This window comes from Enterobacter sp. 200527-13 (assembly GCF_027924865.1).
GTDB classification, from domain to species: domain Bacteria; phylum Pseudomonadota; class Gammaproteobacteria; order Enterobacterales; family Enterobacteriaceae; genus Enterobacter; species Enterobacter ludwigii.
Genome location: NZ_BSCM01000004.1, coordinates 111,541 through 136,622 on the forward strand (window position 1 = coordinate 111,541; position 25,082 = coordinate 136,622).

The following is a 25,082-nucleotide window of genomic DNA, read 5'->3' on the forward strand; positions in this document are numbered from 1 at the left end:
ATTAATTCAACAGAAGAGTTGATATATTATTTTCATAGTCATCAGTGCAAATATAGTTTTCTGAAGGCTTGTTGTCATTCAAGTATGAAATATTTAATTTGTTATTTGGATTATCATCTGAGTCATCTCCTTGGTTAAAGTTACCTACCGATACGTATTTATCAGATGCGTTAAACTCCAGATACTCATCATTATATTCCGATATCGGCTTAAAACTATCTTTGATTTCTTCTGCAGTATTTCTTGATTTTATTATATCGTTATTTATACTAATAACAAAATGATCGTTGCTAATATAGAGCCGTATTTTCTCTCCTGTTTTTGCCGTACATGAAAAAAGGTTATTATCCTGCTTGGCTAGAGCAGAGGTTGAAACCATCAAAAAACTCAGACAAAAAAATAAAAACTTCATTACGCTCTCTCTTTTAAAGTAAAATTATAAAACATTTAAAATCACGACAGATAATGACTAAGTGTAACAGTAAACACTGATCGATGGTCTGTCTTATAGTGCCCATAATAAACCAACACTATGTAGATAAAAAGTGATATGGCGTGGAAATAACTCTGAAGCAAGATGTATTCTGTGTTTATACTGAAATTGATGAAAAATACTATCGGAGTACTTGTTTGACCGCGACATCCCTTAAACGCCCGACCGAAGAACTCGCTCACCTGGCATGGTGTATTCTGGCCGCCGTTGGTCTTGCCAGACAGGAAGGCAGAGCGCTTTCCCCCCTGCAGACGCACATGTTTATCATGCAGTGGCTGCTGACAGCCCAAAAACGCAAGTTGTTTCCCCGAACGTTAGCTCAGGACATCATCTGGCTGCAAGAACAGGGTAAGCGTTACGGGCCTTCAGCGCGGCTTTACAGCAAAGTGGAGTATATCTGGCTCGCCAGCTCTGGAGAACTCACGCAGCAAAGCGCGCTGTTTCGCTTTACGTACATGATCGAAACCCTTCGGGCAATGGACTGGATCGACTGGCTGGTGTCCGCAAAAGAATGGGAAGAAAAAGCTAAATTAGCGGGGAATGTTTGTGCGATCTACACTCCGAAAGACGAGCTGCATCAGGTGTTCACCGAAAAGGGTGAACTTATCAGGCCGATGGAACTGCGACTTACTGGCGATATCGGCGGCATTCCTGCGCTGCTGGTTCAATGTAATCTGAGCGCTGAACGCTTGCCTGATGACGAGGGATTTTGCGTTTACCGGCTGTTACCTGAACCATTTCGTGAGCATAAGAGGCTCATGCTCAACGAGATTTCTGATGAAAAAAAGAATATAGCGATAAAAGGACGCCCGGCCACATAGGCTGAGCGTCCTGGATTATTTTTTTGCTTCCATTTGGTGATGAAATAATATTTCACTCAGGCAGGGAGCCCGCCAGATTCTTTGCCGAAACACTGCTGGTGGGCTGTTCCGTTACCTCTGGTGTTGGTGCTGTGGCTGCAACCGATCCCGGCTGAATGTTCAGAAACGAGACCAGCATAGTGCGCAGTGTTTCCGGGCTCGTGTTGTCTGCCAGCAATGCAGCCAGTACTGACGGCAATCGACTGTCTATCTCGCCCAGCGCAATACCGGCCAGCAACGCTGTTCGCGACAGCTCACCGCGATCGCCCCGGTGATGTGCCTCTATCCTCGCATCAGCAAAACGTTCGCTGGCATGCGTTTCAGGGCGAAGGTAAATCAGTACTTTTCTGCGGTTCATGATACATCCTTAATTAACCCAGTGCTTTCAAACCATGTACCAGTGCGAACTGCGGATCCTGAGCCACAAAGAAACGATCTTCGCGCAGGTTCACGTGAGTACGAATGTCATCAGCCAGCAGGCAGGCTCCACCGCCAACCACCGCGACGTGGGTATAACCTTTGAAGCGATCAATCGCTTCCAGTACCCGTGCACGATAACGCGAGATACCACTGTGGATAGCCTGCTTAATGTTATCGACAGCACGTGGATCGTTGATGTTGTTCGCCAGGTACGTATCGTCGAACCGTTTGATAATCAGCCGATCCACATTGTAACGGGATAGCGCCATACCGGCTTTACGTAATGCCTGCTGCACTTCGTCAGTTACCAGCGATACGCCGAGAGCCGGATCGCCATAGATACTCGATACCGAAGACATCTGGCCTGCCACCTGTGAGATATCCAGCGTCGTTCCGCCAAGATCAACAATCAGCACCGAGTTGGAGGACGAGAGATGATCGCACAGCGCAATACCGGCTGGAATGGACTCCGGGCGTACGGTAACGCGGGTGATGGTGAATACGTGGCCGTTATTCAGTGTCACAGGTTGCAGCAGGCTCTGCTTCTTACGCTCGATGTTATCAAGCCTGTACTGAGCGTCTTCGTCGTAGAACTCCGCCAGTGGCAGCGTGACCACAATATCCACGCATTGCGGCGCAAGACCACTGGTCAGCAAGGCATGCTGCACAGCGACCGCGTTGAGCGGGCTGTACTGCCACTCGATATTGCTGGTGGTGAGGGTATCCGGGGAAATGAGGTCAAAGGAGTATTTCTCTTTGCCTGCGGTGTAGTTAAATGGTGTACCGCTGCCAAATGCGGCTGACCACCCGCGTTTGAAGCTGTTGGGGCTGATGTGGGTGAAGGTCCTGCCGTGCTGCTCCCACAGCATTTTGATATGGGTCGAACCATCGTCAATATAAATGCGCATGTTGCACCTGAGTTGAGTTAAATGTGAGTTGAGACTGAGCTGTCAGGCGTAGCCGGAAGCGTGAAGAGTGGTTATTGAGTCAGAACTGAGAGCACGATGAGATGAATCAGTGCCAGCAGGCGCTCAACGAGAAAAGGCAGTGCTGCCAATGATACAAGGATGAGGCATCTTTTCATTGGGGCTGTTTCCTGTATGGGGTGAGCAAAATGCGAACTGCCATACAAGATTCAGGGGACAGACTTAAAGGATTTGCAGCGGGGTTTTACATTGATAACTGCTCATACCATATTAAATAAAACTCCAGTTCATTTAAAATGAAACATCAAATTGTATTTTTGCGCCCCGCTGAATTAAGGGTTATGAAAGGGAAGGTGCCCAACCATGAAAGTTGAGCGTCCTGTTTTATACCGTTTTATTTGCCACGGCTCAGACTATCGATATGGTCAGCGTACCACTGCATCATCTCGCGCCGACGATCCAAATACTGCGCATGGTTGTAGGTGCCGCGAATGCTATTTTTATCCACATGCGCCAGTTGTAGCTCTATCCACGCAGAATTAAAGCCCTGTTCATGCAGGATTGTGCTCATTGTGTGGCGGAATCCATGACCAGTTGCCCTGCCACCATAACCAATACGCCGAATTAATACATTCAACGACATATCGCTGATTGGCTTAACTTTTTCGAGTCTCCCAGGGAAAACATACTGATAACCAGTAGTCATCGTTTTGAGTTCCGCCAGAATAGCCAAAGCTTGTCGTGACAAAGGTACAACGTGGGGGCGACGCATTTTCATTCGTTCTTCTGGAACACTCCAGATATTATTTTCAAAATCGAACTCTGACCATTCAGCCTTACGTAACTCCCCTGGACGCGTACCTGTTAAGATAAGTAGCTTCATAGCAAGCTTAACAAGAACATTTCCGGTATACGCCTGAAGAAGAGTGAGAAAATCAGGCAACTCTGTTGCTTGCAAATGCGGATAATTCGCCTTTTTATGCGGCATCATCACACTAGCGAGATCTGGTGCTGGATTAGATAAAGCACGTCCTGTCGCTATTGCATACTTCCAGACTTCACCACAGCGCTGACGAACCTTTCGCATCTTCTCTGTAGCCCCTCTTTTTTCAAGACGGGATAGCACCCCCATCAATTCCATAGGTGTAATAGAGTCAATGGGGCGATGACCGATATAAGGGAAAACATCTTTCTCAAAAGTTGCGATCATTTCTGTCCGGTAAGACTCGGCCCAAAGATCATAGCGCCGTTGATACCATTCCCTAGTAATAGATTCAAAAGTGTTGCCGAGCTTATCCTGCTGAGACTGTTTCTTCTCTTTGCGGGTATCACTCGGGTTGATACCCGCAGCTAATAGGTCCTGCGCCTCGTCGCGTTTGCTACGAGCTTCGGATAAAGAAACTTTTGGGTAAGTTCCTAAGGACAACATTTTCGCCTTACCTTCATAGCGGTAACGAAACCGCCAGCCCTTCGATCCATTAGGTTCAATCTGTAACGATAATCCGTTGCCATCTGCTTTGGTATACGTTTTATCAGCGGGCTTGGCGCGGCGTATCTCAAGGTCTGTGAGAGGCATATGTATAGTTTTCTCCTCAGAAATCATTCTGTGTGTATAGTTTCAGAGTGTATAGGAGAAGCTATACACATTTCTATACAACATCAGTTCTTGATTTGGGGTAACTCAGGTTGAATTGGGTTGACGAAAAAATGATAAAAAACCAAGTAAAATCAGTAGGTAGTTGACTTGAGTGGAGTTCTGGGGAATTGAAATTGGAGCGGGCGAAGGGAATCGAACCCTCGTATAGAGCTTGGGAAGCTCTCGTTCTACCATTGAACTACGCCCGCTTTGAGGTGCGTAAGGCATTATAGACCTTACGCCTCTTCATACAAGCCTCTTTGCAACTAAATGGCGATTATATAATCACTTAGCACTTTGGCTTGCTGCCTGGCGCCGGAAGATAACGCTGCGGATCGATGGCTGTGGCGCGATAGCGGATCTGGAAGTGTAACTTCACCGAGTCCGTGCCGGTACTGCCCATGGTGGCAATCTTCTGCCCAGCCTTCACATTCTGCCCGTTGTTCACCAGCATCGTATCGTTGTGGGCATAGGCAGTGATGTAATCTTCCCCATGTTTAATCATGATCAGGTTACCGTAACCGCGCAGCTGGTTGCCGACGTAGACCACCTTCCCTGCTCCTGATGCATAGACTGGCGTGCCGCGCGCAGCAGCGATATCAATGCCTTTATTGCCTCCCTCAGACAAGGAGTAAGGCAACACGACTTTGCCGCTGGCAGGCCAGACCCAGCAACGCTGGCCGACCGGAGGCCATGAGGACTGCGGCACCGCGTAAGACGGCGTCACTTTGGCTGTTTTGCCTTTTGAGGATTTCTTCGTTGAAGACGCGCCACCGTTAACCTTCAGTTTCTGCCCCACCTCGATGGTGTAGGGTGGCGAGATGTTATTCAGACGCGCCAGATCCTTCACGCTGGTCCCCGTTGCGCGCGAAATCCGATACAGCGTATCCCCGCGCTTAACGGTATAGACCGCGCCGGAATAGCTGCCCATATCCGACGACTTGCTTCCTGAACAGCCTGCCAGTAATAGTGTCAGCGTCAGACAAAAAACGGCGGTAATGGGATTTCTCGTCAGGCTTCCTGCAAACAAAACAGATCCTCGGTCAGCGTGAATGGCGCACTATGATACCAGCCCAGACTGATATGGGTCAGCCCTTTTCCGCTCTTGAGAGCAAACGGCGCATGGAGGAATGCAGTATAATGCAGCTGCTGATGGTGCTGAGCCATCCGCATCGTTGGCACTGGAGCATCAATGAGTATTCAAGAACACGTTATTTTGGTAAATGACCAGGGAATGGTGATTGGCACTCAGGAAAAGTACGCCGCGCACACCGCCCACACCCCGCTGCACCTGGCTTTCTCATCGTGGCTTTTTAACGCCAGAGGTGAGTGTCTGGTTACCCGACGCGCCTTAAGCAAAAAAGCCTGGCCAGGGGTCTGGACCAACTCCGTTTGCGGACATCCTCAGTCCGGTGAAAAGACGGAACAGGCTATCATCCGCCGTTGCCGCTTTGAGGTTGGCGCCGAGATCGCCAATATCACCCCCATCGCCGCTGAATTCCGTTACCGTGAAGCCGATCCTTCGGGGATCGTGGAGAACGAGATTTGCCCGGTATTCGCAGCACGCGTCACCAGCGGACTGCATATTAATCACGATGAAGTGTTGGAGTATGAATGGGTCGAACTGGAAGCGTTGTTCCGCGCACTGGACGCTGCCCCCTGGAGCTTTAGCCCGTGGATGGTGCAGGAAGCGACGGTCGCCCGCGACGCGCTCAGGGTCTTCGCGGCGCAATAAAAAAGCCCCTTTCGGGGCTTTTTTTACTGTCTTAACGGCTTACTTCACCGGGCGCATCGCCGGGAACAGGATCACATCACGGATGGTGTGACTGTTAGTGAACAGCATAACCATACGGTCGATACCAATCCCCAGACCTGCGGTTGGTGGCAGACCGTGCTCCAGCGCAGTCACATAGTCTTCGTCGAAGAACATCGCTTCGTCATCGCCCGCCGCTTTCGCGTTAACCTGATCCTGGAAGCGCTGAGCCTGATCTTCTGCATCGTTCAGCTCGCTAAAGCCGTTGCCGATTTCGCGGCCACCGATGAAGAACTCAAAGCGGTCAGTGATTTCCGGGTTCACATCATTACGACGTGCCAGCGGAGAAACTTCTGCCGGGTATTCGGTGATGAAGGTCGGCTGAATCAGGTGCGCTTCGGCCACTTCTTCGAAGATCTCGGTCACGATACGGCCCAGACCCCAGCTCTTCTCAACGTTGATACCGATGCTTTCCGCGATCGCTTTCGCAGAGTCGAAGTTATCCAGATCGGCCATGTTGGTTTCTGGACGGTATTTCATGATCGCTTCGCGCATGGTCAGTTTTTCAAACGGCTTGCCGAAGTCGAAGACTTCTTCACCGTAAGGCACTTTAGTGGTGCCCAGAATGTCCTGCGCCAGGGTACGGAACAGAGATTCGGTCAGCTCGATCAGATCTTTATAATCCGCATACGCCATATAGAGTTCCATCATGGTGAACTCTGGGTTATGACGCACGGAGATGCCTTCGTTACGGAAGTTACGGTTGATTTCGAACACGCGGTCAAAACCACCGACGACCAGACGCTTCAGGTACAGTTCCGGCGCGATACGCAGGTACATGTCCAGATCGAGGGCGTTGTGATGGGTGATGAACGGACGTGCAGACGCACCGCCTGGGATCACCTGCATCATTGGGGTTTCCACTTCCATAAAGTCGCGGTTAACCATGAACTGGCGGATACCGGCCATGATCTGAGAGCGAATCTTGAAGGTCTTACGGGATTCATCGTTGGAGATGAGATCCAGGTAACGCTGACGGTAACGCGCTTCCTGATCCTGCAGGCCATGGAATTTGTCCGGCAGCGGGCGCAAGGCTTTGGTCAGCAGACGCAGTTCGGTGCAGTGGATAGACAGCTCACCGGTCTTGGTTTTGAACAGCTTACCTTTCGCCCCCAGAATATCGCCCAGGTCCCACTTCTTGAACTGCTCGTTGTAGATGCCTTCCGGCAGGTCGTCACGGGAGACGTACAGTTGAATACGGCCGCCAACGTCCTGCAGCGTCACGAAGGAGGCTTTACCCATGATACGACGGGTCATCATGCGGCCAGCAACGGCCACTTCGATGTTCAGCGCTTCCAGCTCTTCGTTCTCTTTACCGTCGAAGTCAGCGTGCAGTTGGTCTGAGGTATGGTCACGACGAAAATCGTTCGGGAACGGCACGCCCTGCTCGCGCAGTGCTGCCAGCTTCTCGCGGCGGGTTTTCAGTTCGTTATTAAGATCGACTACCGCGTCAGCGCCCTGTGCTTGTTGTTCAGACATGTTGGTTCCTCATAACCCTGCTTTCAAACTTGCTTCGATAAATTGGTCCAGGCTGCCATCCAGCACCGCCTGCGTGTTACGGGTTTCAACCCCGGTACGCAGGTCTTTGATGCGGGAGTCATCAAGGACGTAAGAACGGATCTGGCTGCCCCAACCGATGTCAGATTTGTTATCTTCCATCGCCTGTTTCTCAGCATTTTTCTTCTGCATCTCCAGCTCATAAAGCTTCGCTTTCATCTGCTTCATGGCCTGGTCTTTGTTCTTATGCTGGGAACGGTCGTTCTGGCATTGCGTCACCAGCCCGGTTGGAATGTGGGTGATACGCACCGCAGATTCCGTACGGTTAACGTGCTGACCACCCGCGCCGGATGCGCGGTAAACGTCGATACGCAGATCCGCCGGGTTGATGTCGATATCGATATCTTCGTCAACTTCCGGATAGACAAACGCGGAGCTGAAGGAGGTGTGACGACGGCCGCCGGAGTCGAACGGGCTCTTACGCACCAGGCGGTGAACCCCCGTCTCGGTACGCAGCCAGCCGTAGGCGTAATCGCCAATAATCTTGATGGTGACAGATTTAATACCGGCCACTTCACCTTCAGACTCTTCGATGATTTCGGTTTTGAAGCCGCGGGCTTCCGCCCAGCGCAGATACATGCGCATCAGCATGCTGGCCCAGTCCTGGGCTTCGGTACCGCCAGAACCTGCCTGAATATCGAGATAGCAGTCAGCGTTATCGTATTCACCGGAGAACATGCGACGGAATTCAAGCTGTGCCAGCTTCTCTTCGAGCACGTCGAGTTCAGCCACGGCTTCGTTAAAGGTTTCTTCGTCGTCAGCTTCGACGGCCAGCTCCAGTAAACCGGAAACATCTTCCAGCCCCTGAGCCATTTGATCCAGCGTATCTACGATAGCTTCGAGAGAGGAACGCTCTTTACCCAGCGCCTGCGCGCGTTCAGGTTCGTTCCAGACGTCCGGCTGTTCCAGCTCGGCGTTTACTTCTTCAAGACGCTCTTTCTTGGCATCGTAGTCAAAGATACCCCCTAAGAACGTCAGAGCGCTCCGTGAGGTCCTGAATACGGTTTTTTACCGGATTAATTTCAAACATGGTCTGTTTTCTTTTATGGACTTGTCAAAATGCGGTGATAAGAGCGGGATTGTACCGAATCCACGCCCTTTTTTATAGAGATTACTGCCGCTAAATTGGCCAGATATTGTCGATGATGATCTGAAGGGTGCGGTTACCGCGGAACTCGTTTATATCCAGTTTGTAAGCCAGCTCAACTTCGCGCACGCCGTTGTCCGGCCAGACAGCGGTATCGACGTTAAAGGCAATACCGTCCAGCAGCGGGCCACCGCCTACAGGCTCGACCATCACTTTCAGATGGCGCTCACCAACAATGCGCTGTTGCAGCAGACGGAAGCGGCCATCGAACAAGGGTTCCGGGAACATCTGCCCCCACGGCCCTGCATCCCGGAGCATCTGTGCCACTTCCATCGTCATCTCAACCGGCGTGAGTTCGCCGTCGGAAACCACTTCGCCCTGCAGCAGGGCCGGGTCAATCCAGTCGGTGACCAGCTCGCCGAACAGACGCTGGAACTCGTCGAACTTCGCCTCTTCCAGCGACAAACCTGCCGCCATGGCATGGCCGCCGAACTTGAGCATCAGACCCGGGTAGAGGGTATCCAGACGCTCCAGCGCATCGCGCATGTGCAGCCCCTGAATCGAACGCCCGGAGCCTTTAAGGGTGCCATCACCAGCCGGTGCAAACGCAATGACCGGGCGGTGGAAACGCTCTTTAATACGCGAAGCCAGAATGCCCACCACGCCCTGATGCCACTCAGGGTGATACATCGCCAGGCCGCCCGGCAGCGTATCGCCGCTGCGTTCCAGCTTTTCGCACAGGGTCAGCGCTTCAACCTGCATTCCCTGTTCAATCTCTTTACGGGTCTGGTTCAGGGCGTCCAGCTCATTAGCCAGCACGCGCGCTTCACCAATGTTGTCGCACAGCAGCAACGCGACGCCAACGGACATGTCGTCCAGTCTGCCGGCCGCGTTCAGGCGAGGCCCCAGGGCGAAGCCCAGATCGCTTGCCGCCAGCTTGAGCGGATCGCGGTTAGCAATCTCAAGCAGCGCTTTGATACCGGGACGGCATTTGCCCGCCCGGATGCGGCTTAAGCCCTGCCAGGTCAGAATACGGTTATTGGTATCGAGCGGCACCACGTCTGCGACGGTCCCCAGTGCGACCAGGTCGAGATACTCGGCCAGGTTCGGCACGGCAATACCGCGGGCGTCGAACCAGCCCTTATCACGCAGCAGCGTGCGTAACGCCAGCATCAGATAAAATGCCACGCCGACGCCTGCGAGTGATTTCGACGGGAAATCGCAGTCGCGCAGGTTCGGGTTGATGATCGCTTCCGCGGCAGGCAGCGTTTCACCCGGCAGGTGGTGATCGGTAACCAGCACCGGGATCCCCAACTGATGCGCATGATCGACGCCCGCATGGGAAGAGATCCCGTTGTCTACGGTCAGGATCAGCTGTGCGCCGCGGGCATGGGCCTGATCGACCACTTCCGGGCTGAGGCCGTAACCATCTTCAAACCGGTTCGGCACCAGATATGTCACGTTGTCGCAGCCCAGCGCGCGCAGGCTCAGCACGCTCAGCGCGGTACTGGTTGCGCCATCAGCATCAAAATCCCCCACTACCACAATACGCGTACCTTCACACAGCGCGTTGTAGAGTATTTCTGTGGCTTTTTCGATGCCGTTTAACTGCTGCCATGGCAACATCCCTTTAACGCTGCGCTCAAGATCGGCGGCGGTACGCACGCCACGGCTGGCGTAAAGCCGCTTTAGCAGCGGCGGGAGGTCGTCAGGCAAATCAGCATGTTCCACCGCCTCACGGCGGCGCAGTTTTATTGGGGCTTTCACGCGAATTATTTACCACCAAACTGTTTCTGGTGCGCGTCAAGGAACTCTTTCATCTCTTTAGGTCCCTGATAACCCGGAACAACATAGCCGTTGCTCAGGACAATCGCTGGCGTACCGTTCACGCCAAACTGCACACCCAGCGCGTAGTGGTTAGCAATATCAATGTCGCAGGATGCAGGCTGCACGCCTTTGCCATTCATCGCGTCATCAAAGGCTTTGTTGCGGTCTTTCGCACACCAGATAGCTTTCATATCCTGCTCTGGCTTGCTCTCAACGCCCGCGCGCGGGAAGGCCAGATAACGCACGGTGATCCCCAGCGCGTTGTAATCTTTCATCTCTTCATGCAGCTTATGGCAGTAGCCACAGGTGATGTCGGTGAAGACGGTAATGACGTGTTTTTCCTGCGCCGCTTTATAAACGATCATCTCTTTTTCGAGCGCGTTCAGGTTTTTCATCAGCAGCTGGTTGGTTACGTTGACCGGCTGTGCACCGCTCACGTCGTACATTGGCCCCTGAATAATGTGTTTTCCGTCTTCGGTCACGTACAGCACGCCGCTGTTCGTCAGAACCGTTTTCATGCCGGCAACCGGTGCAGACTGGATATCACTGCTGGTGACGCCTAGCTTCGCCAGAGACTGTTTGATAGCGGCGTCATCCGCATGGGCAAAACCGGTAAATGAGGCTGCCAGCAGGGTGAACAGCGCGAAAGACTTTTTCATATAAGATCCTAATTCGTCGGCACTCACGCTCGTGGGTGGTGCTGTTGGTGTAGCTGCCGCAGCCGTTCCGTCGCGACATGGGTATAAATTTGGGTCGTGGAAAGATCGCTATGTCCCAGCAGCATCTGCACCACGCGCAGGTCGGCGCCGTGGTTCAGCAGATGCGTCGCAAAGGCATGACGCAAAACGTGTGGCGAAAGCTTTTCACTGTCGATACCCGCCAGTGTGGCGTAATGTTTGATGCGATGCCAGAACGTTTGCCGCGTCATCTGTTGTGCGCGCTGGCTGGGGAACAAGACATCGATTGAAGTGCCATTAAGCAACCATGGACGACCGTGCTCCAGATACGTTTCCAGCCAGTACACCGCCTCTTCACCCAGCGGCACCAGCCTTTCCTTGTTTCCTTTACCGATTACGCGAACCACGCCCTGACGAAGGCTAATGTCGCTCATCGTCAGGCCGACCAGTTCAGAAACACGCAAACCGGTAGCATACAATAGCTCAAGCATGGCTTTATCGCGTAACTCCAGCGGCAGGTCAACTGCGGGTGACTGTAATAATCTCTCAACTTGTGCTTCGCTGAGATCTTTCGGCAGCCGCTGCGGGAGTTTCGGGGAGGCCAGGAGCGCGCTGGGATCGTCTTCGCGAATTTTCTCACGGTTGAGGTGCTGGAACAGCCGACGCATTGCGCTGAGCAAACGTGCGGAACTGGTGGCCTTGTAGCCCCCTTCCATCCGCTCGCCCAGCAGCGCCTGCAGGTCGTCGCTTTGTGCGTTCGCCAGCGACAGCCCGCGGTGCGCCAGCCACTCCACCAGCATGGTGAGATCGCGCCGGTAGGCACTGAGCGTATTCTCGGCCAGGTTCTTCTCCAGCCACAGTGCATCGAGAAACTGTTCGATGAGTGCGAGATCCTTTTCCACATCAGCCCCTTTGATTCTGCAGTCAGGCCATTATGCCTGATTGCGATCGGTTTCTGGTACACTACGCGCAAAGTCAAAGCAAGAATTGAGATAGTCACGCGATGAATATTGGTCTGTTCTATGGTTCCAGCACCTGCTACACCGAAATGGCGGCAGAGAAAATTCGGGACATCATTGGCCCGGAACTGGTGACGTTGCATAACCTGAAAGATGACGCGCTTACGCTGATGGAGCAGTACGACGTGCTGATCCTCGGCATCCCGACCTGGGATTTCGGCGAAATACAGGAAGACTGGGAAGCCATCTGGGACCAGCTTGATACGCTTAACCTCGACGGCAAAATCATTGCCATGTACGGCATGGGTGATCAGTTGGGTTACGGTGAGTGGTTCCTGGACGCACTCGGCATGCTGCACGACAAACTGGCACCGAAGGGCGTCACGTTTATCGGTTACTGGCCAACCGAAGGGTACGAGTTCACCAGTAAGAAACCGATTATTGCCGATGGGCAGCTGTTTGTCGGGCTGGCACTGGATGAAACCAACCAGTACGATCTCAGCGATGAGCGCCTGCAAAGCTGGTGTGAGCAGATTCTGGGCGAAATGGCAGAACAGTTCAGCTAACGCGAATTACTCCTGCGTCAGTTGCTGTAATAACATCCGACGCAGGTCCCGCCACTCAGCGCTATCCATACTGTCCGCAGCCAGCCACAGATGCTGGCGACGCCCGCTGTCCACGCTACGTAGCCGCAGCATCATGCCGGAAGCGATCATCCAGGGCAGACCGAGAATTTCCCACTCTTTTCCCTGCCAGCGCAGGCGGGAATCCATCAGTAATTTGATCTCCCCCTGACGGGCATGAATGCGGCGCTGGCTGCGCACGCTGTCAAACACCACAAACGACAGCAACAGCAGCCACAGAGGCGTATAGCTAAGCGGCCACGGCATCAGTAACACAAAGGCCGCGACCAGGCCGTGGAGCAACAACGACATCCACTGCGAGCGCCACGAGACGCGAAGGTCAGATTGCCACAGGACCACGTTCCTGATTCCGTGTTTGAATTAATTGCACCATCCGTTGCAACTCGGTGTCGGCGGGTTTGCCGTGATTCATCAGCCAGTTAAATAAATCAGGATCGTCAGACTCAAGCAGGCGAACAAACAGACGCTTATCATCATCGCTTAAGCTGTCATACTCATATTCGAAGAAAGGCATGATGGAAATATCAAGTTCACGCATGCCGCGACGGCACGCCCAGTGAATACGGGCCTTGTTGTTAATATCCATGTTCTGTTTCCTGCATTACGTTTGGCACAGTCGGCACCCCGTCCAGTGTTCTTGATTTCTCTGCGGGGACACCAGCTAGTGTAACGTGTTTTTGACCGTTTCTTTACTGGAATATTGCGAACCACGAGCGCGCTTCCACAATAAACCCTATAAAGACAGCGGATTACACTATTTTGCGTGGCGCTACGCATAACCGGGTTATGGCACAAATGGCCTGTTGAAAGCGCTTGCAATGCCAGCAGGCTCTTTTACCATTAGGCATTATCAAAGCGTTAAGCAATTCAGGATATCGTTATGGCCTTTACACCATTTTCTCCTCGCCAGCCCGCCGCCTCTGCGCGTCTGCCGCTGACGCTTATTACTCTTGATGACTGGGCGCTGGCGACACTCACCGGTGCAGACAGCGAAAAATACCTGCAGGGCCAGGTAACCGCCGACGTCAGCCAGATGGACGAACACCAGCATCTGCTGGCCGCACACTGCGATCCAAAAGGGAAGATGTGGAGCAACCTGCGCCTGTTCCGTCGCCAGGAGGGTTTTGCCTTTATTGAGCGCCGCAGCCTGCGGGACGCGCAGCTCACCGAGCTGAAAAAATACGCGGTCTTCTCAAAAGTCACTATCGCCGCGGATGATGAACACGTTCTGCTGGGCGTGGCAGGCTTCCAGGCCCGTGCGGCGCTGAAAAATCTGTTCAGTGAACTCCCGGATGCCCAGAAACAGGTCGTCAGCGAAGGCGCAACGTCTATCCTGTGGTTTGAACACCCGGCGGAACGCTTTCTGTTAGTCACGGATACCGCGACCGCCGAACGCGTCACCGAGGCGCTGCGCGGTGAAGCCCAGTTTAATAACAGCCAACAGTGGCTGGCGCTGAACATTGAAGCCGGGCTGCCGGTGATTGACGCCGCAAACAGCGGGCAGTTCATTCCTCAGGCCACCAACCTGCAGGCGCTGGGTGGCATTAGCTTTAAGAAAGGGTGCTATACCGGCCAGGAGATGGTGGCACGCGCCAAATTCCGCGGAGCCAACAAACGCGCACTGTGGACCCTGGCGGGCCACGCCAGCCGCGTGCCTGACGCTGGTGAAGATTTAGAGCTGAAGATGGGCGAGAACTGGCGCCGTACAGGCACGGTGTTAGCCGCAGTTCAACTGGATGATGGCCGCCTTCTGGTTCAGGCCGTCATGAACAACGATATGGAAGCCGACAGCGTGTTCCGCGTGCGTGACGATGCCAATACACTGAGCATTGAGCCACTGCCGTATTCGCTGGAAGAGTAAGGCGTCATTGCCCGGCGACGAGATAAAAAAACGGTAACCTGACGGTTACCGTTTTTTTTGCTTACTCTCACGAAGAGAGGGCGGAGGCAAGAAGATCAACGTCCTGAAATTAAACCTGTCCCACATAGAGATAAATCGCTAAAAAGTGGCACACGCTACCGCCCAGCACAAACCCATGCCAGATAGCATGATTGTACGGGATACGCTTGCAGACATAGAAAATGACGCCCAGCGAGTAGACGATGCCCCCAACGGCCAGAAGCGTCACGCCCCCTACCGCCAGCTTGATCGCCAGTTGATAAACCACAATCAGCGAAAGCCAGCCCATCGTGAGATAGGTCACCAGCGACAGCACCTTAAACCGGTGCGCAATGGTCAGCTTAAACAGGATCCCCAGTAGCGCCAGGCTCCAGATAACAATCATCAGGCCACGCGACAGCGGCGAGTTAAGACCCACCAGCAGGAAAGGCGTGTAGGTCCCTGCAATAAGAAGATAGATAGCGCAGTGGTCGAATTTCTTGAGCCAGATCTTGGCCCGTTGATGCGGGATAGCGTGGTACAGCGTCGACGCCAGGAACAGCAGGATCATACTCCCGCCATACAGACTGTAGCTGGTAATGGCCATTGCGCTGGCATTCGTATCCACCGCCTGCACCAGCAATAACACTAAACCGACAATCCCAAAAACCAGGCCAATACCGTGGCTAATACTGTTGGCTATTTCCTCAGCCAGCGAATATCCCTGTGCAATTAATGGTCTGCTCACCATACAAAACTCCGGGAAAACTAACGATGAATATTCATCACCTGTCTATGCTAACTGAGAATGATTCCAGTGAACACCTGTTAGCTAAAATAATTTCACAAACATAATTTTTATCTATAAATCATGAACATAAACAAATTATTCACCTAACATTTGTTCACATTAAAATTTAATCATTAAGAATCAAGGGCATAAAATTGGATCCTGCCGACTTGCTGCATGTTATGATGGATAAATGATGTCTGAATGAGAGTTTCGCCATTGTGAGTATGTTCACCCACGCCGCCATTGCCAGTCTCAATAATCTGGAAATGATGGTCTACAACTATGTCATTAAAAATCGTGACAAAGTCATGTACATGACCATCCGCGAGCTGGCGGATGCGGCCGGCGTCTCAACGACCACTATCCTGCGCTTTTGCCGCAAACTCAACTGCGAAGGCTACTCTGAATTCCGCGTGCGCTTTAAGCTCTATTTAGAGCAGAACGAACCTCAGCAGCCAAATTTTGGTGCCAGCGAAATTATCAGCTTCTTTAAAGGCGTTAATAACGAAGAGTTCGATGCTTTATTAGACGAGGCGGTCGATATTATTTTATCTTCCGAACGTATTATATTTGTCGGCGCGGGCACGTCTGGCTCGCTGGCAAAATATGGCGCACGCTTCTTTTCGAATATCGGTAAATTCAGCAACCACATCGACGATCCTTATTTCCCGGTCACCAATGATATGGCTAAAAACGCGCTGGCGATTGTGCTGTCGGTATCCGGTGAAACCGAAGAGATCCTGCGCTTTGCCAGCCAGTTTAGCCTGCATCGCTGCAAAGTGCTCTCCATTACCAGCCACGAGCACTCGCGCCTGGCAAAGCTCGCGGACTTTAACCTCTCCTGGCATGCCCCTCAGATGCGGATAGGCGGCGTGTACGATATCACCACACAAATACCCGTCATCTATATTCTCGAATCGCTTGGCCGGAAACTGGCGAAGAAACTGACAGAATAAAACACCCTGTTTTTTCGATGTGACAAATTACATTTTCAGCGAATTGTTATATCGTGACATTTAATTCCGCTTTGCTAGACTCGAACGCAATATGTCATTTACTGAGAATAGCAGCGATGAAAAAACTTACCCTACCAAAAGACTTTTTATGGGGCGGCGCAGTGGCCGCTCACCAGGTTGAAGGCGGCTGGAACAAAGGCGGTAAAGGGCCGAGTATCTGCGATGTCTTAACGGGCGGTGCGCACGGCGTGCCGCGCGAAATCACGCAGGAAGTCGTGCCGGGGAAATACTATCCGAACCACGAAGCTATCGACTTCCATGGCCATTACAAAGAAGACATCAAACTGTTTGCTGAGATGGGCTTCAAATGTTTCCGCACCTCTATCGCCTGGACGCGTATCTTCCCGAAAGGGGATGAAACACAGCCGAATGAAGAAGGCCTGAAGTTCTACGACGACATGTTCGATGAGCTGCTGAAATACAATATTGAACCGGTCATTACCCTCTCCCACTTCGAAATGCCGCTCCACCTGGTGCAGGAGTACGGCGGCTGGACCAACCGTAAAGTGGTGGATTTCTTTGTGCGCTTCGCGGAAGTGGTGTTTGAGCGCTACAAAAATAAGGTCAAATACTGGATGACCTTTAACGAGATCAACAACCAGCGTAACTGGCGTGCGCCGCTGTTTGGCTACTGCTGCTCAGGCGTGGTTTATACCGAGCATGACAATCCGGAAGAGACCATGTACCAGGTGCTGCACCACCAGTTCGTTGCCAGCGCGCTGGCGGTGAAAGCGGCGCGTCGCATTAACCCGGAAATGAAAGTCGGTTGTATGCTGGCAATGGTGGCGCTCTACCCGTTCTCCTGTAAACCAGAGGACGTGATGTTTGCACAGGAATCCATGCGTGAACGCTATGTCTTTACCGATGTCCAGCTGCGCGGTTACTACCCATCCTATGTGCTTAATGAATGGGAACGCCGTGGCTTCACCATCCATATGGAAGCGGGTGACGAGGAGATCCTGCGTGAAGGCACCTGTGACTATCTGGGCTTCAGCTATTACATGACCAACGCCGTGAAAGCGGAAGGCGGTACTGGCGATGCTATCTCAGGCTTTGAAGGCAGCGTACCGAACCCGCATGTGAAAGCCTCTGACTGGGGCTGGCAGATTGACCCGGTGGGTCTGCGCTATTCCCTGTGCGAATTGTACGAGCGTTATCAGAAACCGCTGTTTATCGTGGAAAACGGCTTTGGCGCCTACGACAAAGTAGAAGAAGACGGCAGCATCAACGATGACTACCGCATCGACTACCTGCGTGCGCACGTGGAAGAGATGATGAAAGCCGTCACGTATGATGGCGTGGATCTGATGGGTTATACCCCGTGGGGCTGCATCGACTGCGTGTCGTTTACTACCGGCCAGTACAGCAAGCGCTACGGCTTTATTTATGTGAACAAGCACGACGACGGTACCGGCGATATGTCACGCTCGCGGAAAAAGAGCTTTAACTGGTACAAAGACGTGATTGCCAGCAACGGCGAGACGCTTTAACGCTTTTCTCCTCTCCCCGATGGGGAGAGGAGATGTTTATTTCCCACCCGCCAGTTCAATAAAACTTCCCGTCACATACGAGGCTTTCTCGCTCAGCAGCCAGACAATCGCCTGCGCCACCTCTTCCGGCTGACCGCCACGCTGCATAGGCAGCATGGATTTGACCCTATCCACCCGGCCCGGCTCACCGCCAGATGCATGGATCTCGGTGTAAATCAGCCCGGGACGCACGCAGTTTACGCGGATCCCTTGCGCTGCCACTTCCAGCGATAATCCCGTCGTCAACGAATCGACAGCACCTTTGGACGCGGCGTAATCCACATATTCACCCGGAGCACCGAGGCGCGATGCCGCGGATGACACGTTCACGATCGCGCCGCCTTTACCACCATGTCTGAACGACATGCGTTTTACCGCTTCGCGGCAGCAGAGGAAATAACCGGTCACGTTCGTGGCTAACACGCGGTTGATCCGTTCAGCGGAGAGGTGTTCAATCGTGGATTGTTCAAACAGGATCCCGGCGTTGTTCACCAGTGCGGTAAGCGGTCCGGCTTCACGATCGATACTGTCGAACATTGCCAGCACCTGAGCTTCATCACTGATATCTGCACGCACGGCAAACGCGGTGCCCCCCGCGTCGGTAATCATCGTGATCACATCCGTCGCGGCTTTAATGTTGTGGTGATAGTTCACCGCCACGGTGTAGCCTTCGCGCGCCAGCTGCAGCGCGGTGGCTTTACCGATACCGCGGCTGGCGCCGGTGACCAGTGCAATTGCCATCTATGTCTCCTTATAAAAAAAGCCGGGTAGCGTTAACGCTGACCCGGCCTGTACACATTATAACCGCGGAACGATTACTGGTATTCGCTCATTGGCACACAAGAGCAGAACAGATTACGGTCACCGTAGACGTCATCGAGACGTTTCACGGTCGGCCAGTATTTGTTTGCTATGCCGGCCGGGAACACCGCCTGCTCACGGGTATAACCGTGCTCCCACCCGGAGACCAGCTCATTCTGGGTGTGCGGTGCGTTAACCAGCGGGTTATCAGCCAGCGTCCACTCACCGGCTTTCACGCGGTCGATTTCAGTGCGGATAGCCAGCATCGCGTCAATAAAGCGGTCCAGCTCAACTTTGCTTTCAGACTCGGTGGGTTCAACCATCAGCGTACCCGCCACCGGGAACGACATGGTTGGCGCATGGAATCCGTAGTCAATCAGACGCTTAGCAATATCCAGCTCGCTGATACCTGTCTCTTCTTTCAAAGGACGGATATCGAGGATGCACTCGTGCGCCACGCGACCATCACGGCCCGTGTAGAGCACCGGATACGCTTCTTTCAGACGCGTTGCGATGTAGTTAGCATTGAGGATAGCCACCTGGCTTGCCTGCTTCAGCCCTTCCGCGCCCATCATGCGGATATACATCCAGCTGATGGGCAGGATTGAGGCGCTACCGAACGGTGCCGCAGAGACCGCGCCCTGACGGGTCAACATGCCTTCAATCTGCACTACGCTGTGGCCTGGGACAAACGGCGCCAGGTGTGCTTTCACACCGATTGGGCCCATACCCGGACCACCACCGCCGTGTGGAATACAGAAAGTTTTATGCAGGTTCAGGTGCGACACATCCGCGCCGATAAAGCCCGGAGAGGTAATGCCAACCTGTGCGTTCATGTTCGCACCGTCGAGATAAACCTGACCGCCGAACTGATGGACCACTTCACACACTTCACGGATGGTCTCTTCGTACACACCGTGGGTGGACGGGTAGGTCACCATGATGCAGGAGAGTTTTTCGCCCGCCTGCTCGGCTTTCGCACGCAGATCGGCCAGGTCAATGTTGCCGTTCTTGTCGCAGGCCACTACCACCACTTCCATACCCGCCATCTGGGCAGACGCCGGGTTGGTGCCATGCGCAGAACTTGGGATCAGGCAGATATCGCGATGCCCTTCATTGCGGCTTTCGTGATAGTGACGAATTGCCAACAGGCCCGCGTATTCCCCCTGCGCCCCGGAGTTTGGCTGCATGCAGAGTGCATCGTAACCGGTCAGCTTCACCAGCCAGTCGGAGAGCTGGTTGATCATCAGGTGGTAACCTTCCGCCTGCTCTGGTGGGCAGAACGGGTGCAGTTCGGAAAATTCAGGCCAGGTGATTGGGATCATCTCTGCCGCAGCGTTCAGCTTCATGGTGCAGGAGCCCAGCGGGATCATCGCCTGGTTCAGCGCCAGGTCTTTGCGCTCCAGAGAGTGCATATAGCGCATCATCTCGGTTTCGCTGTGGTAGCGATTGAACACCGGGTGAGTCAGGATCGCATCATCACGCAGCATGCTTTCCTGGATAGAGCGGCTGTCGAGCGCGACATCTTTATCGAGCGTATCAATATCTAGGCCGTGCGCATCGCCCAGCAAGACGTTAAACAGGTTAACGATATCTTCGCGGGTAGTGCTTTCATCCAGGGTAATGCCTACCGCGTTATGGATATCGCTACGCAGGTTGATCTCTGCCGCGTCAGCACGAGCCAGCACCGCGGCTTTGTCAGCCACTTCAACGCACAGCGTGTCAAAGTAATGGGCGTGGCGCAGTTTCAGGCCTTTCTGCTGCAGACCACAGGCCAGAATATCCGCCAGACGGTGAATACGGCTGGCAATGCGTTTCAGGCCAACCGGACCGTGGAAGACAGCGTACAGGCTGGCGATATTGGCCAGCAGGACCTGCGAGGTACAGATGTTGGAGTTCGCTTTCTCACGACGAATATGCTGCTCGCGAGTCTGCATTGCCATGCGCAGCGCGGTATTACCGGCAGCATCTTTTGAAACGCCGATGATACGGCCAGGCATGGAGCGTTTGAATTCATCTTTTGCGGCAAAGAACGCCGCATGTGGGCCACCGTAGCCCATCGGGACACCAAAGCGTTGTGCAGAACCGAAAACAATATCCGCGCCCTGTTTACCTGGAGCCGTCAGCAGGACCAGCGCCATAAAATCAGCCGCGACGCTGACAACCACTTTGCGGGCTTTCAGCTCAGCAATCAGTGCGCTGTAGTCGTGAACGTCACCGGTGGTGCCGACCTGTTGCAGCAGCACGCCAAACACATCCTGATGATCGAGGACTTTGTCGGCGTCGTCGACAATCACGTCAAAACCAAAGGTTTCGGCACGAGTACGAACCACATCAAGCGTTTGCGGATGCACGTCCGCTGCCACGAAGAAGCGGTTGGCATTTTTCAGTTTGCTCACGCGCTTCGCCATTGCCATTGCTTCGGCGGCTGCGGTGGCTTCATCCAGCAGTGAAGCGGACGCGATATCCAGGCCGGTCAAATCCAGCGTAACCTGCTGGAAGTTCAGCAGCGCTTCCAGACGGCCCTGAGAAACTTCTGGCTGATACGGGGTGTAGGCGGTATACCAGCCCGGGTTTTCCAGCATATTACGCAGAATAACCGGGGGTAACTGCACGTTGGTGTAGCCCATGCCAATATAAGACTTATAGCGCTTGTTCAGGCCGGCAATTGCCTTCAGCTCCGCCAGAGCGGCGAATTCAGTGGTGGCTTCACCCACCTGAGGCGGCGTGGCAAGCTGGATGTCTTTTGGCACAATCTGGCCGATCAGTGCATTTAATGAATCCGCGCCAACTGTCTTCAGCATCTCCTGCTGTTGCTGAGCATCCGGCCCAATGTGACGTTCAATGAAGGCGCCACGGTTTTCAAGCTGGCTTAAAGTCTGTGTCATGAGCGATGGTTCCTGAAACGTGCAGTGAATGTGTTTTCTCCCTCTCCCGGAGGGAGAGGGCTGGGGTGAGGGTGTCGTCTGTTCCCCTCACCCTACCCTCCCCCAAAGAGGAGAGGGTTAAGGCTTACTCGTTTTCTAACAGCGCTTCGTACGCGGTGGCATCCAGCAGCGCGGCGACCTGCGATTCGTCGCTGGCTTTGATCTTGAAGATCCAGCCGCCTTCATAAGGCTCGCTGTTCACCAGCTCCGGGGAGTCGCTCAGGGCGTCGTTCACGGCAACAATTTCACCGCTTACCGGAGCGTAGATATCAGAAGCCGCTTTTACGGACTCGGCCACGGCGCAGTCATCGCCTGCTTCCACGGATGCGCCGACTTCAGGCAGGTCAACAAACACCATGTCGCCCAGCAGCTCCTGCGCATGCTCGGTGATCCCTACGGTGTAAGTGCCGTCCGCCTCTTTGCGCAGCCACTCGTGTTCTTTGCTGTATTTCAGTTCTGCTGGCACATTGCTCATTGAAGTTCTCCTGATAAAAATGATTAGGCGACCGGCTTACCGGCGCGAACAAAAATCGGTTTGGTCACGTTGACCGGCATTTCACGGTTGCGGATTTGCACCACTGCCGTTTCGCCAATGCCCGCCGGAACACGCGCCAGTGCAATACTGTAGCCCAGCGTCGGGGAGAAGGTACCGCTGGTGATCACGCCTTCACGCGGGTTGCCGTCAGCATCTGTAAAACGCACCGGCAGCTCGCCGCGCAGCACGCCTTTCTCGGTCATCACCAGGCCAACCAGCTGTTCAGTGCCCTTTTCACGCTGCATTTCCAGCGCTTCACGGCCAATAAACTCACGGTCAGCCGGTTCCCAGGCGATGGTCCAGCCCATGTTGGCCGCCAGCGGTGACACGCCTTCATCCATCTCTTGCCCGTAGAGGTTCATACCGGCTTCCAGACGCAGCGTATCGCGCGCGCCCAGACCTGCCGGCTTAACGCCAGCTTCCACCAGCGCACGCCAGAAATCGGCGGCTTTCTCATTCGGCATGGCAATTTCATAGCCCGCTTCACCGGTGTAGCCGGTGGTCGCGATAAACAGATCGCCCGCCTGTACGCCGAAGAACGGCTTCATGCCGTCGGTGGCTTTACGCTGCTCATCGGTGAACAGAGAGGCGGCTTTAGACTGCGCGTTCGGCCCCTGTACGGCGATCAGCGACAGATCATCGCGGACGGTGATGTCGATGGCGTAAGGTTCAGCGTGTTGGGTAATCCAGGAGAGGTCTTTTTCGCGGGTGGCGGAGTTTACAACGAGGCGGAAGAAATCTTCAGAGAAGTAATAGACGATGAGGTCATCAATTACGCCGCCGGAGGCATTCAGCATGCCGGTGTAGAGCGCTTTGCCTGGCGTCTTCAGTTTGGCGACGTCGTTTGCCAGCAGATAACGTAAAAACTCCCGGGTGCGGCTGCCATGCAGGTCGACAATCGTCATGTGTGACACGTCGAACATACCGGCATCGGTGCGCACCGCGTGGTGCTCATCAATCTGCGAGCCGTAGTGCAGCGGCATCATCCAGCCATGGAAGTCCACCATGCGTGCGCCGCATAACACGTGTTGTTCGTACAAAGGAGTCTGTTGAGCCATCTTTTCCTCGTTGAATAAGCAGGGCTGTCTTGCGTTTCGCACACCTGAACAGTGCCACGAAACCCGGCGCCGCGATCGCTTTCTGGACCCCGACGCAAACGTTCTCTTTTACCTGAACTTACCACCGAAACCGGCGATTAACCATAAGGTAAAACGGGTCATCACATTAGCTTATGACCTAAAAACACGAAAAAGCTAACAGAGTTATTCACTGGAAAACTGCGATTAAACCCGCATAAAATTAACATTGCTCTAACAGGATTTAGCAGATGGTGATATTTCATGCGGAAAAACGGGCGGAATTTCCGTAACATAAAAATAGTAAGATTAGATTTTCTAATGCGAAAAATGCGGTGAAATTAGATTATTTCAAACGAGCGAATTTCCCCGGCGCAGAGGCCGGGAAAACAAAGTGTGACGGGGGTCTATATTAGCGCAGCCAGTCCGGCAGGTCGTTAAGACCCATCGCCTGGCGAAGGAGTTGAGGTTTTACGCCCGGAAGGGTATCGGCAAGTTTAAGGCCGAGGTCGCGCAGCAGTTTTTTCGCTGGATTCGCGCCGGCAAACAGCTCACGGAAACCCTGCATGCCTGCCAGCATCACCGCTGCACTGTGCTTACGGCTGCGTTCGTAGCGACGCAGATAGAGGTGCTGGCCGATATCTTTGCCTTCGCGATGCAGGCGACGCAACTCTTCAACCAGCTCTGCCGCGTCCATAAAGCCAAGGTTCACGCCCTGCCCGGCCAGCGGATGGATCGTATGCGCCGCGTCACCCACCAGCGCCAGACGGTGCGCCGCAAACTGACGCGCATAGCGCCCGGTTAACGGGAACACCAGCCGCTCGCTCTCAAGGGTGCATAGCCCAAGACGGTTATCAAACGCGACGCACAGCGCCTGGTTGAATGCCTCGGGAGTCGCCTCCTGCATCTGTTGCGCTTTATCAGGAACCAGAGACCAGACAATCGAACACAGATGTGGATCGCTCAACGGCAGGAATGCCAGAATGCCGTCATTGTGGAAGATTTGGCGCGCCACCCCACCGTGCGGCTCTTCAGTGCGAATCGTTGCCACCAGAGCATGATGGCGATAGTCCCAGAACGTCAGCGGAATATCCGCCTTGTTACGCAGCCAGGAGTTGGCACCGTCAGCGCCCACAACCAGTCGCGCGGTCAGCATGTCACCGCTTTGCAGGGTGATAAAGGCGTCGTTTTCTCCCCAGGCAACCTGCTGGATTTGCGCCGGTGCCAGCAGCGTGACATCGCTGCAGGACTGCGCTTTTTGCCAAAGAGCATGGTGGATAACGGCATTTTCGATGATGTGTCCCAGATGGCTGTAGCCCATGCTTTCATCATCAAACGCGATATGACCAAAGCTGTCTTTGTCCCACACTTCCATGCTGTGATAACAGCTGGCACGCTGCGCCACGATATCTGACCAGACGCCAAGGTGCGTCAGCAACTTTTCACTGGCCGCATTGATTGCCGAGACGCGCAGTTCCGGCGGCGCGTCCTGCGCGACAGGCTGAGGCACGTTTTGCTCCAGTACCGCAACGCGCAGGCCGCTGCCCTGTAAACCACAGGCCAGCGCCAGTCCTACCATTCCGCCGCCAACGATGGCGACATCAACATTTTGCACGGTGATAACTCC

General features: G+C 53.7%; 24 protein-coding genes and 1 tRNA gene. 6 read left to right on the forward strand and 19 right to left on the reverse strand.

Features of this window, described 5'->3' with window-relative positions; all coding sequences use genetic code 11:
* Position 1: 1 nt before the first annotated feature.
* Complete coding sequence (locus QMG44_RS15280) at positions 2-412, reverse strand: hypothetical protein (RefSeq protein ID WP_281853194.1); 411 nt, start codon at positions 410-412, stop codon at positions 2-4.
* Between the two features lie 143 nt (positions 413-555).
* Between QMG44_RS15280 and QMG44_RS15285 the strand changes: the two genes are divergently transcribed.
* A complete protein-coding gene (locus QMG44_RS15285) occupies positions 556-1,314 on the forward strand; it encodes a DUF2913 family protein (protein ID WP_281853195.1) in 759 nt (252 codons plus the stop codon).
* Positions 1,315-1,366: 52 nt separating this feature from the next.
* On the opposite strand, the gene QMG44_RS15290 is transcribed toward QMG44_RS15285, so the two are convergent.
* The 5 genes from QMG44_RS15290 to actS form a co-directional block, all read right to left on the reverse strand.
* Positions 1,367-1,711, reverse strand: a complete 345-nt coding sequence (locus tag QMG44_RS15290) for a plasmid partitioning/stability family protein (RefSeq protein ID WP_281853196.1) — start codon at positions 1,709-1,711, stop codon at positions 1,367-1,369.
* 13 nt (positions 1,712-1,724) lie between these two features.
* A complete protein-coding gene (gene parM / locus QMG44_RS15295; protein ID WP_281853197.1) occupies positions 1,725-2,681 on the reverse strand; it encodes a plasmid segregation protein ParM domain-containing protein in 957 nt (318 codons plus the stop codon).
* A gap of 412 nt (positions 2,682-3,093) precedes the next feature.
* Positions 3,094-4,275 carry a phage integrase central domain-containing protein gene (locus QMG44_RS15300; RefSeq protein ID WP_281853198.1) on the reverse strand — a complete coding sequence of 394 codons (1,182 nt, stop codon included), beginning with the start codon at positions 4,273-4,275 and terminating at the stop codon, positions 3,094-3,096.
* Between the two features lie 195 nt (positions 4,276-4,470).
* Positions 4,471-4,544, reverse strand: a tRNA-Gly gene (locus QMG44_RS15305).
* An 80-nt stretch (positions 4,545-4,624) separates the two neighbouring features.
* Positions 4,625-5,365 (reverse strand): amidase activator ActS, encoded by a 741-nt coding sequence (gene actS / locus QMG44_RS15310; protein WP_014171504.1) that lies wholly within the window; start codon positions 5,363-5,365, stop codon positions 4,625-4,627.
* Positions 5,366-5,527: 162 nt separating this feature from the next.
* Here actS and idi point away from each other — a divergent pair, with 162 nt between their 5' ends.
* Positions 5,528-6,070, forward strand: coding sequence for an isopentenyl-diphosphate Delta-isomerase (gene idi, locus QMG44_RS15315; protein ID WP_086532139.1), 543 nt, complete (start codon positions 5,528-5,530; stop codon positions 6,068-6,070).
* A gap of 39 nt (positions 6,071-6,109) precedes the next feature.
* On the opposite strand, the gene lysS is transcribed toward idi, so the two are convergent.
* The 5 genes from lysS to xerD form a co-directional block, all read right to left on the reverse strand.
* Positions 6,110-7,627: a lysine--tRNA ligase gene (lysS, locus tag QMG44_RS15320; protein WP_025203283.1), complete on the reverse strand. Its 1,518-nt coding sequence runs from the start codon at positions 7,625-7,627 to the stop codon at positions 6,110-6,112.
* Between the two features lie 9 nt (positions 7,628-7,636).
* Positions 7,637-8,735 (reverse strand): peptide chain release factor 2 gene (gene prfB / locus QMG44_RS15325; protein WP_104440355.1). Its coding sequence is split into 2 segments (ribosomal slippage): positions 7,637-8,659 and positions 8,661-8,735, totalling 1,098 coding nucleotides; the frame shifts between segments, so codons are not numbered across the junction.
* A 90-nt stretch (positions 8,736-8,825) separates the two neighbouring features.
* Positions 8,826-10,559, reverse strand: a complete 1,734-nt coding sequence (recJ, locus tag QMG44_RS15330) for a single-stranded-DNA-specific exonuclease RecJ (protein ID WP_044866092.1) — start codon at positions 10,557-10,559, stop codon at positions 8,826-8,828.
* A gap of 5 nt (positions 10,560-10,564) precedes the next feature.
* On the reverse strand, positions 10,565-11,278 hold the full coding sequence (dsbC, locus tag QMG44_RS15335; protein WP_020883731.1) for a bifunctional protein-disulfide isomerase/oxidoreductase DsbC: 714 nt from the start codon (positions 11,276-11,278) through the stop codon (positions 10,565-10,567).
* A gap of 23 nt (positions 11,279-11,301) precedes the next feature.
* Positions 11,302-12,198, reverse strand: a complete 897-nt coding sequence (xerD, locus tag QMG44_RS15340; protein ID WP_086532138.1) for a site-specific tyrosine recombinase XerD — start codon at positions 12,196-12,198, stop codon at positions 11,302-11,304.
* 101 nt (positions 12,199-12,299) lie between these two features.
* On the opposite strand from xerD, the gene fldB reads away from it, so the two are divergent.
* Positions 12,300-12,821 carry a flavodoxin FldB gene (fldB, locus tag QMG44_RS15345; RefSeq protein ID WP_014171513.1) on the forward strand — a complete coding sequence of 174 codons (522 nt, stop codon included), beginning with the start codon at positions 12,300-12,302 and terminating at the stop codon, positions 12,819-12,821.
* A 6-nt stretch (positions 12,822-12,827) separates the two neighbouring features.
* Here the strand turns inward: fldB and QMG44_RS15350 are convergent, their stop codons facing one another.
* Entirely contained in the window at positions 12,828-13,238 is a 411-nt protein-coding gene (locus tag QMG44_RS15350; protein WP_086532137.1) for a protein YgfX, read from the reverse strand.
* Complete coding sequence (gene sdhE, locus QMG44_RS15355; protein WP_003863437.1) at positions 13,219-13,485, reverse strand: FAD assembly factor SdhE; 267 nt, start codon at positions 13,483-13,485, stop codon at positions 13,219-13,221. The genes QMG44_RS15350 and sdhE overlap by 20 nt, the downstream gene beginning before the upstream one ends.
* Before the next feature lie 294 nt (positions 13,486-13,779).
* On the opposite strand from sdhE, the gene ygfZ reads away from it, so the two are divergent.
* The gene (ygfZ, locus tag QMG44_RS15360) at positions 13,780-14,760 is read left to right on the forward strand and encodes a tRNA-modifying protein YgfZ (protein ID WP_079231695.1); all 981 of its coding nucleotides are present in this window, start codon (positions 13,780-13,782) and stop codon (positions 14,758-14,760) included.
* Between the two features lie 109 nt (positions 14,761-14,869).
* Here ygfZ and QMG44_RS15365 read toward each other — a convergent pair whose 3' ends face one another.
* Positions 14,870-15,529, reverse strand: coding sequence for a hemolysin III family protein (locus QMG44_RS15365; protein ID WP_014171517.1), 660 nt, complete (start codon positions 15,527-15,529; stop codon positions 14,870-14,872).
* 266 nt (positions 15,530-15,795) lie between these two features.
* Here QMG44_RS15365 and QMG44_RS15370 point away from each other — a divergent pair, with 266 nt between their 5' ends.
* Positions 15,796-16,527, forward strand: a complete 732-nt coding sequence (locus QMG44_RS15370; RefSeq protein WP_086532136.1) for a MurR/RpiR family transcriptional regulator — start codon at positions 15,796-15,798, stop codon at positions 16,525-16,527.
* A gap of 116 nt (positions 16,528-16,643) precedes the next feature.
* Positions 16,644-18,077 (forward strand): 6-phospho-beta-glucosidase BglA, encoded by a 1,434-nt coding sequence (gene bglA / locus QMG44_RS15375; RefSeq protein ID WP_020883728.1) that lies wholly within the window; start codon positions 16,644-16,646, stop codon positions 18,075-18,077.
* 36 nt (positions 18,078-18,113) lie between these two features.
* Here the strand turns inward: bglA and QMG44_RS15380 are convergent, their stop codons facing one another.
* From QMG44_RS15380 to ubiI, 5 genes are all read right to left on the reverse strand, one after another.
* On the reverse strand, positions 18,114-18,857 hold the full coding sequence (locus QMG44_RS15380; RefSeq protein WP_025203278.1) for an SDR family oxidoreductase: 744 nt from the start codon (positions 18,855-18,857) through the stop codon (positions 18,114-18,116).
* 74 nt (positions 18,858-18,931) lie between these two features.
* Complete coding sequence (gene gcvP / locus QMG44_RS15385) at positions 18,932-21,805, reverse strand: aminomethyl-transferring glycine dehydrogenase (protein ID WP_020883726.1); 2,874 nt, start codon at positions 21,803-21,805, stop codon at positions 18,932-18,934.
* A 124-nt stretch (positions 21,806-21,929) separates the two neighbouring features.
* Entirely contained in the window at positions 21,930-22,319 is a 390-nt protein-coding gene (gene gcvH / locus QMG44_RS15390) for a glycine cleavage system protein GcvH (protein ID WP_014171522.1), read from the reverse strand.
* A 23-nt stretch (positions 22,320-22,342) separates the two neighbouring features.
* Entirely contained in the window at positions 22,343-23,437 is a 1,095-nt protein-coding gene (gene gcvT / locus QMG44_RS15395; RefSeq protein ID WP_040018862.1) for a glycine cleavage system aminomethyltransferase GcvT, read from the reverse strand.
* A gap of 430 nt (positions 23,438-23,867) precedes the next feature.
* A complete protein-coding gene (gene ubiI, locus QMG44_RS15400; protein WP_086532135.1) occupies positions 23,868-25,070 on the reverse strand; it encodes an FAD-dependent 2-octaprenylphenol hydroxylase in 1,203 nt (400 codons plus the stop codon).
* Positions 25,071-25,082: the final 12 nt, after the last annotated feature.

Bases quoted from the DNA above. Each gene is read 5' to 3' on its own strand.
- QMG44_RS15280 (WP_281853194.1), bottom strand. From the start codon at position 412: ATGAAGTTTTTATTTTTTTGTCTGAGTTTTTTGATGGTTTCAACCTCT.
- QMG44_RS15290 (WP_281853196.1), bottom strand. From the start codon at position 1,711: ATGAACCGCAGAAAAGTACTGATTTACCTTCGCCCTGAAACGCATGCC.
- parM (WP_281853197.1), bottom strand. From the start codon at position 2,681: ATGCGCATTTATATTGACGATGGTTCGACCCATATCAAAATGCTGTGG.
- QMG44_RS15300 (WP_281853198.1), bottom strand. From the start codon at position 4,275: ATGCCTCTCACAGACCTTGAGATACGCCGCGCCAAGCCCGCTGATAAA.
- idi (WP_086532139.1), top strand. From the start codon at position 5,528: ATGAGTATTCAAGAACACGTTATTTTGGTAAATGACCAGGGAATGGTG.
- lysS (WP_025203283.1), bottom strand. From the start codon at position 7,627: ATGTCTGAACAACAAGCACAGGGCGCTGACGCGGTAGTCGATCTTAAT.
- dsbC (WP_020883731.1), bottom strand. From the start codon at position 11,278: ATGAAAAAGTCTTTCGCGCTGTTCACCCTGCTGGCAGCCTCATTTACC.
- fldB (WP_014171513.1), top strand. From the start codon at position 12,300: ATGAATATTGGTCTGTTCTATGGTTCCAGCACCTGCTACACCGAAATG.
- sdhE (WP_003863437.1), bottom strand. From the start codon at position 13,485: ATGGATATTAACAACAAGGCCCGTATTCACTGGGCGTGCCGTCGCGGC.
- ygfZ (WP_079231695.1), top strand. From the start codon at position 13,780: ATGGCCTTTACACCATTTTCTCCTCGCCAGCCCGCCGCCTCTGCGCGT.
- QMG44_RS15365 (WP_014171517.1), bottom strand. From the start codon at position 15,529: ATGGTGAGCAGACCATTAATTGCACAGGGATATTCGCTGGCTGAGGAA.
- QMG44_RS15370 (WP_086532136.1), top strand. From the start codon at position 15,796: ATGTTCACCCACGCCGCCATTGCCAGTCTCAATAATCTGGAAATGATG.
- bglA (WP_020883728.1), top strand. From the start codon at position 16,644: ATGAAAAAACTTACCCTACCAAAAGACTTTTTATGGGGCGGCGCAGTG.
- QMG44_RS15380 (WP_025203278.1), bottom strand. From the start codon at position 18,857: ATGGCAATTGCACTGGTCACCGGCGCCAGCCGCGGTATCGGTAAAGCC.
- gcvP (WP_020883726.1), bottom strand. From the start codon at position 21,805: ATGACACAGACTTTAAGCCAGCTTGAAAACCGTGGCGCCTTCATTGAA.
- gcvH (WP_014171522.1), bottom strand. From the start codon at position 22,319: ATGAGCAATGTGCCAGCAGAACTGAAATACAGCAAAGAACACGAGTGG.
- gcvT (WP_040018862.1), bottom strand. From the start codon at position 23,437: ATGGCTCAACAGACTCCTTTGTACGAACAACACGTGTTATGCGGCGCA.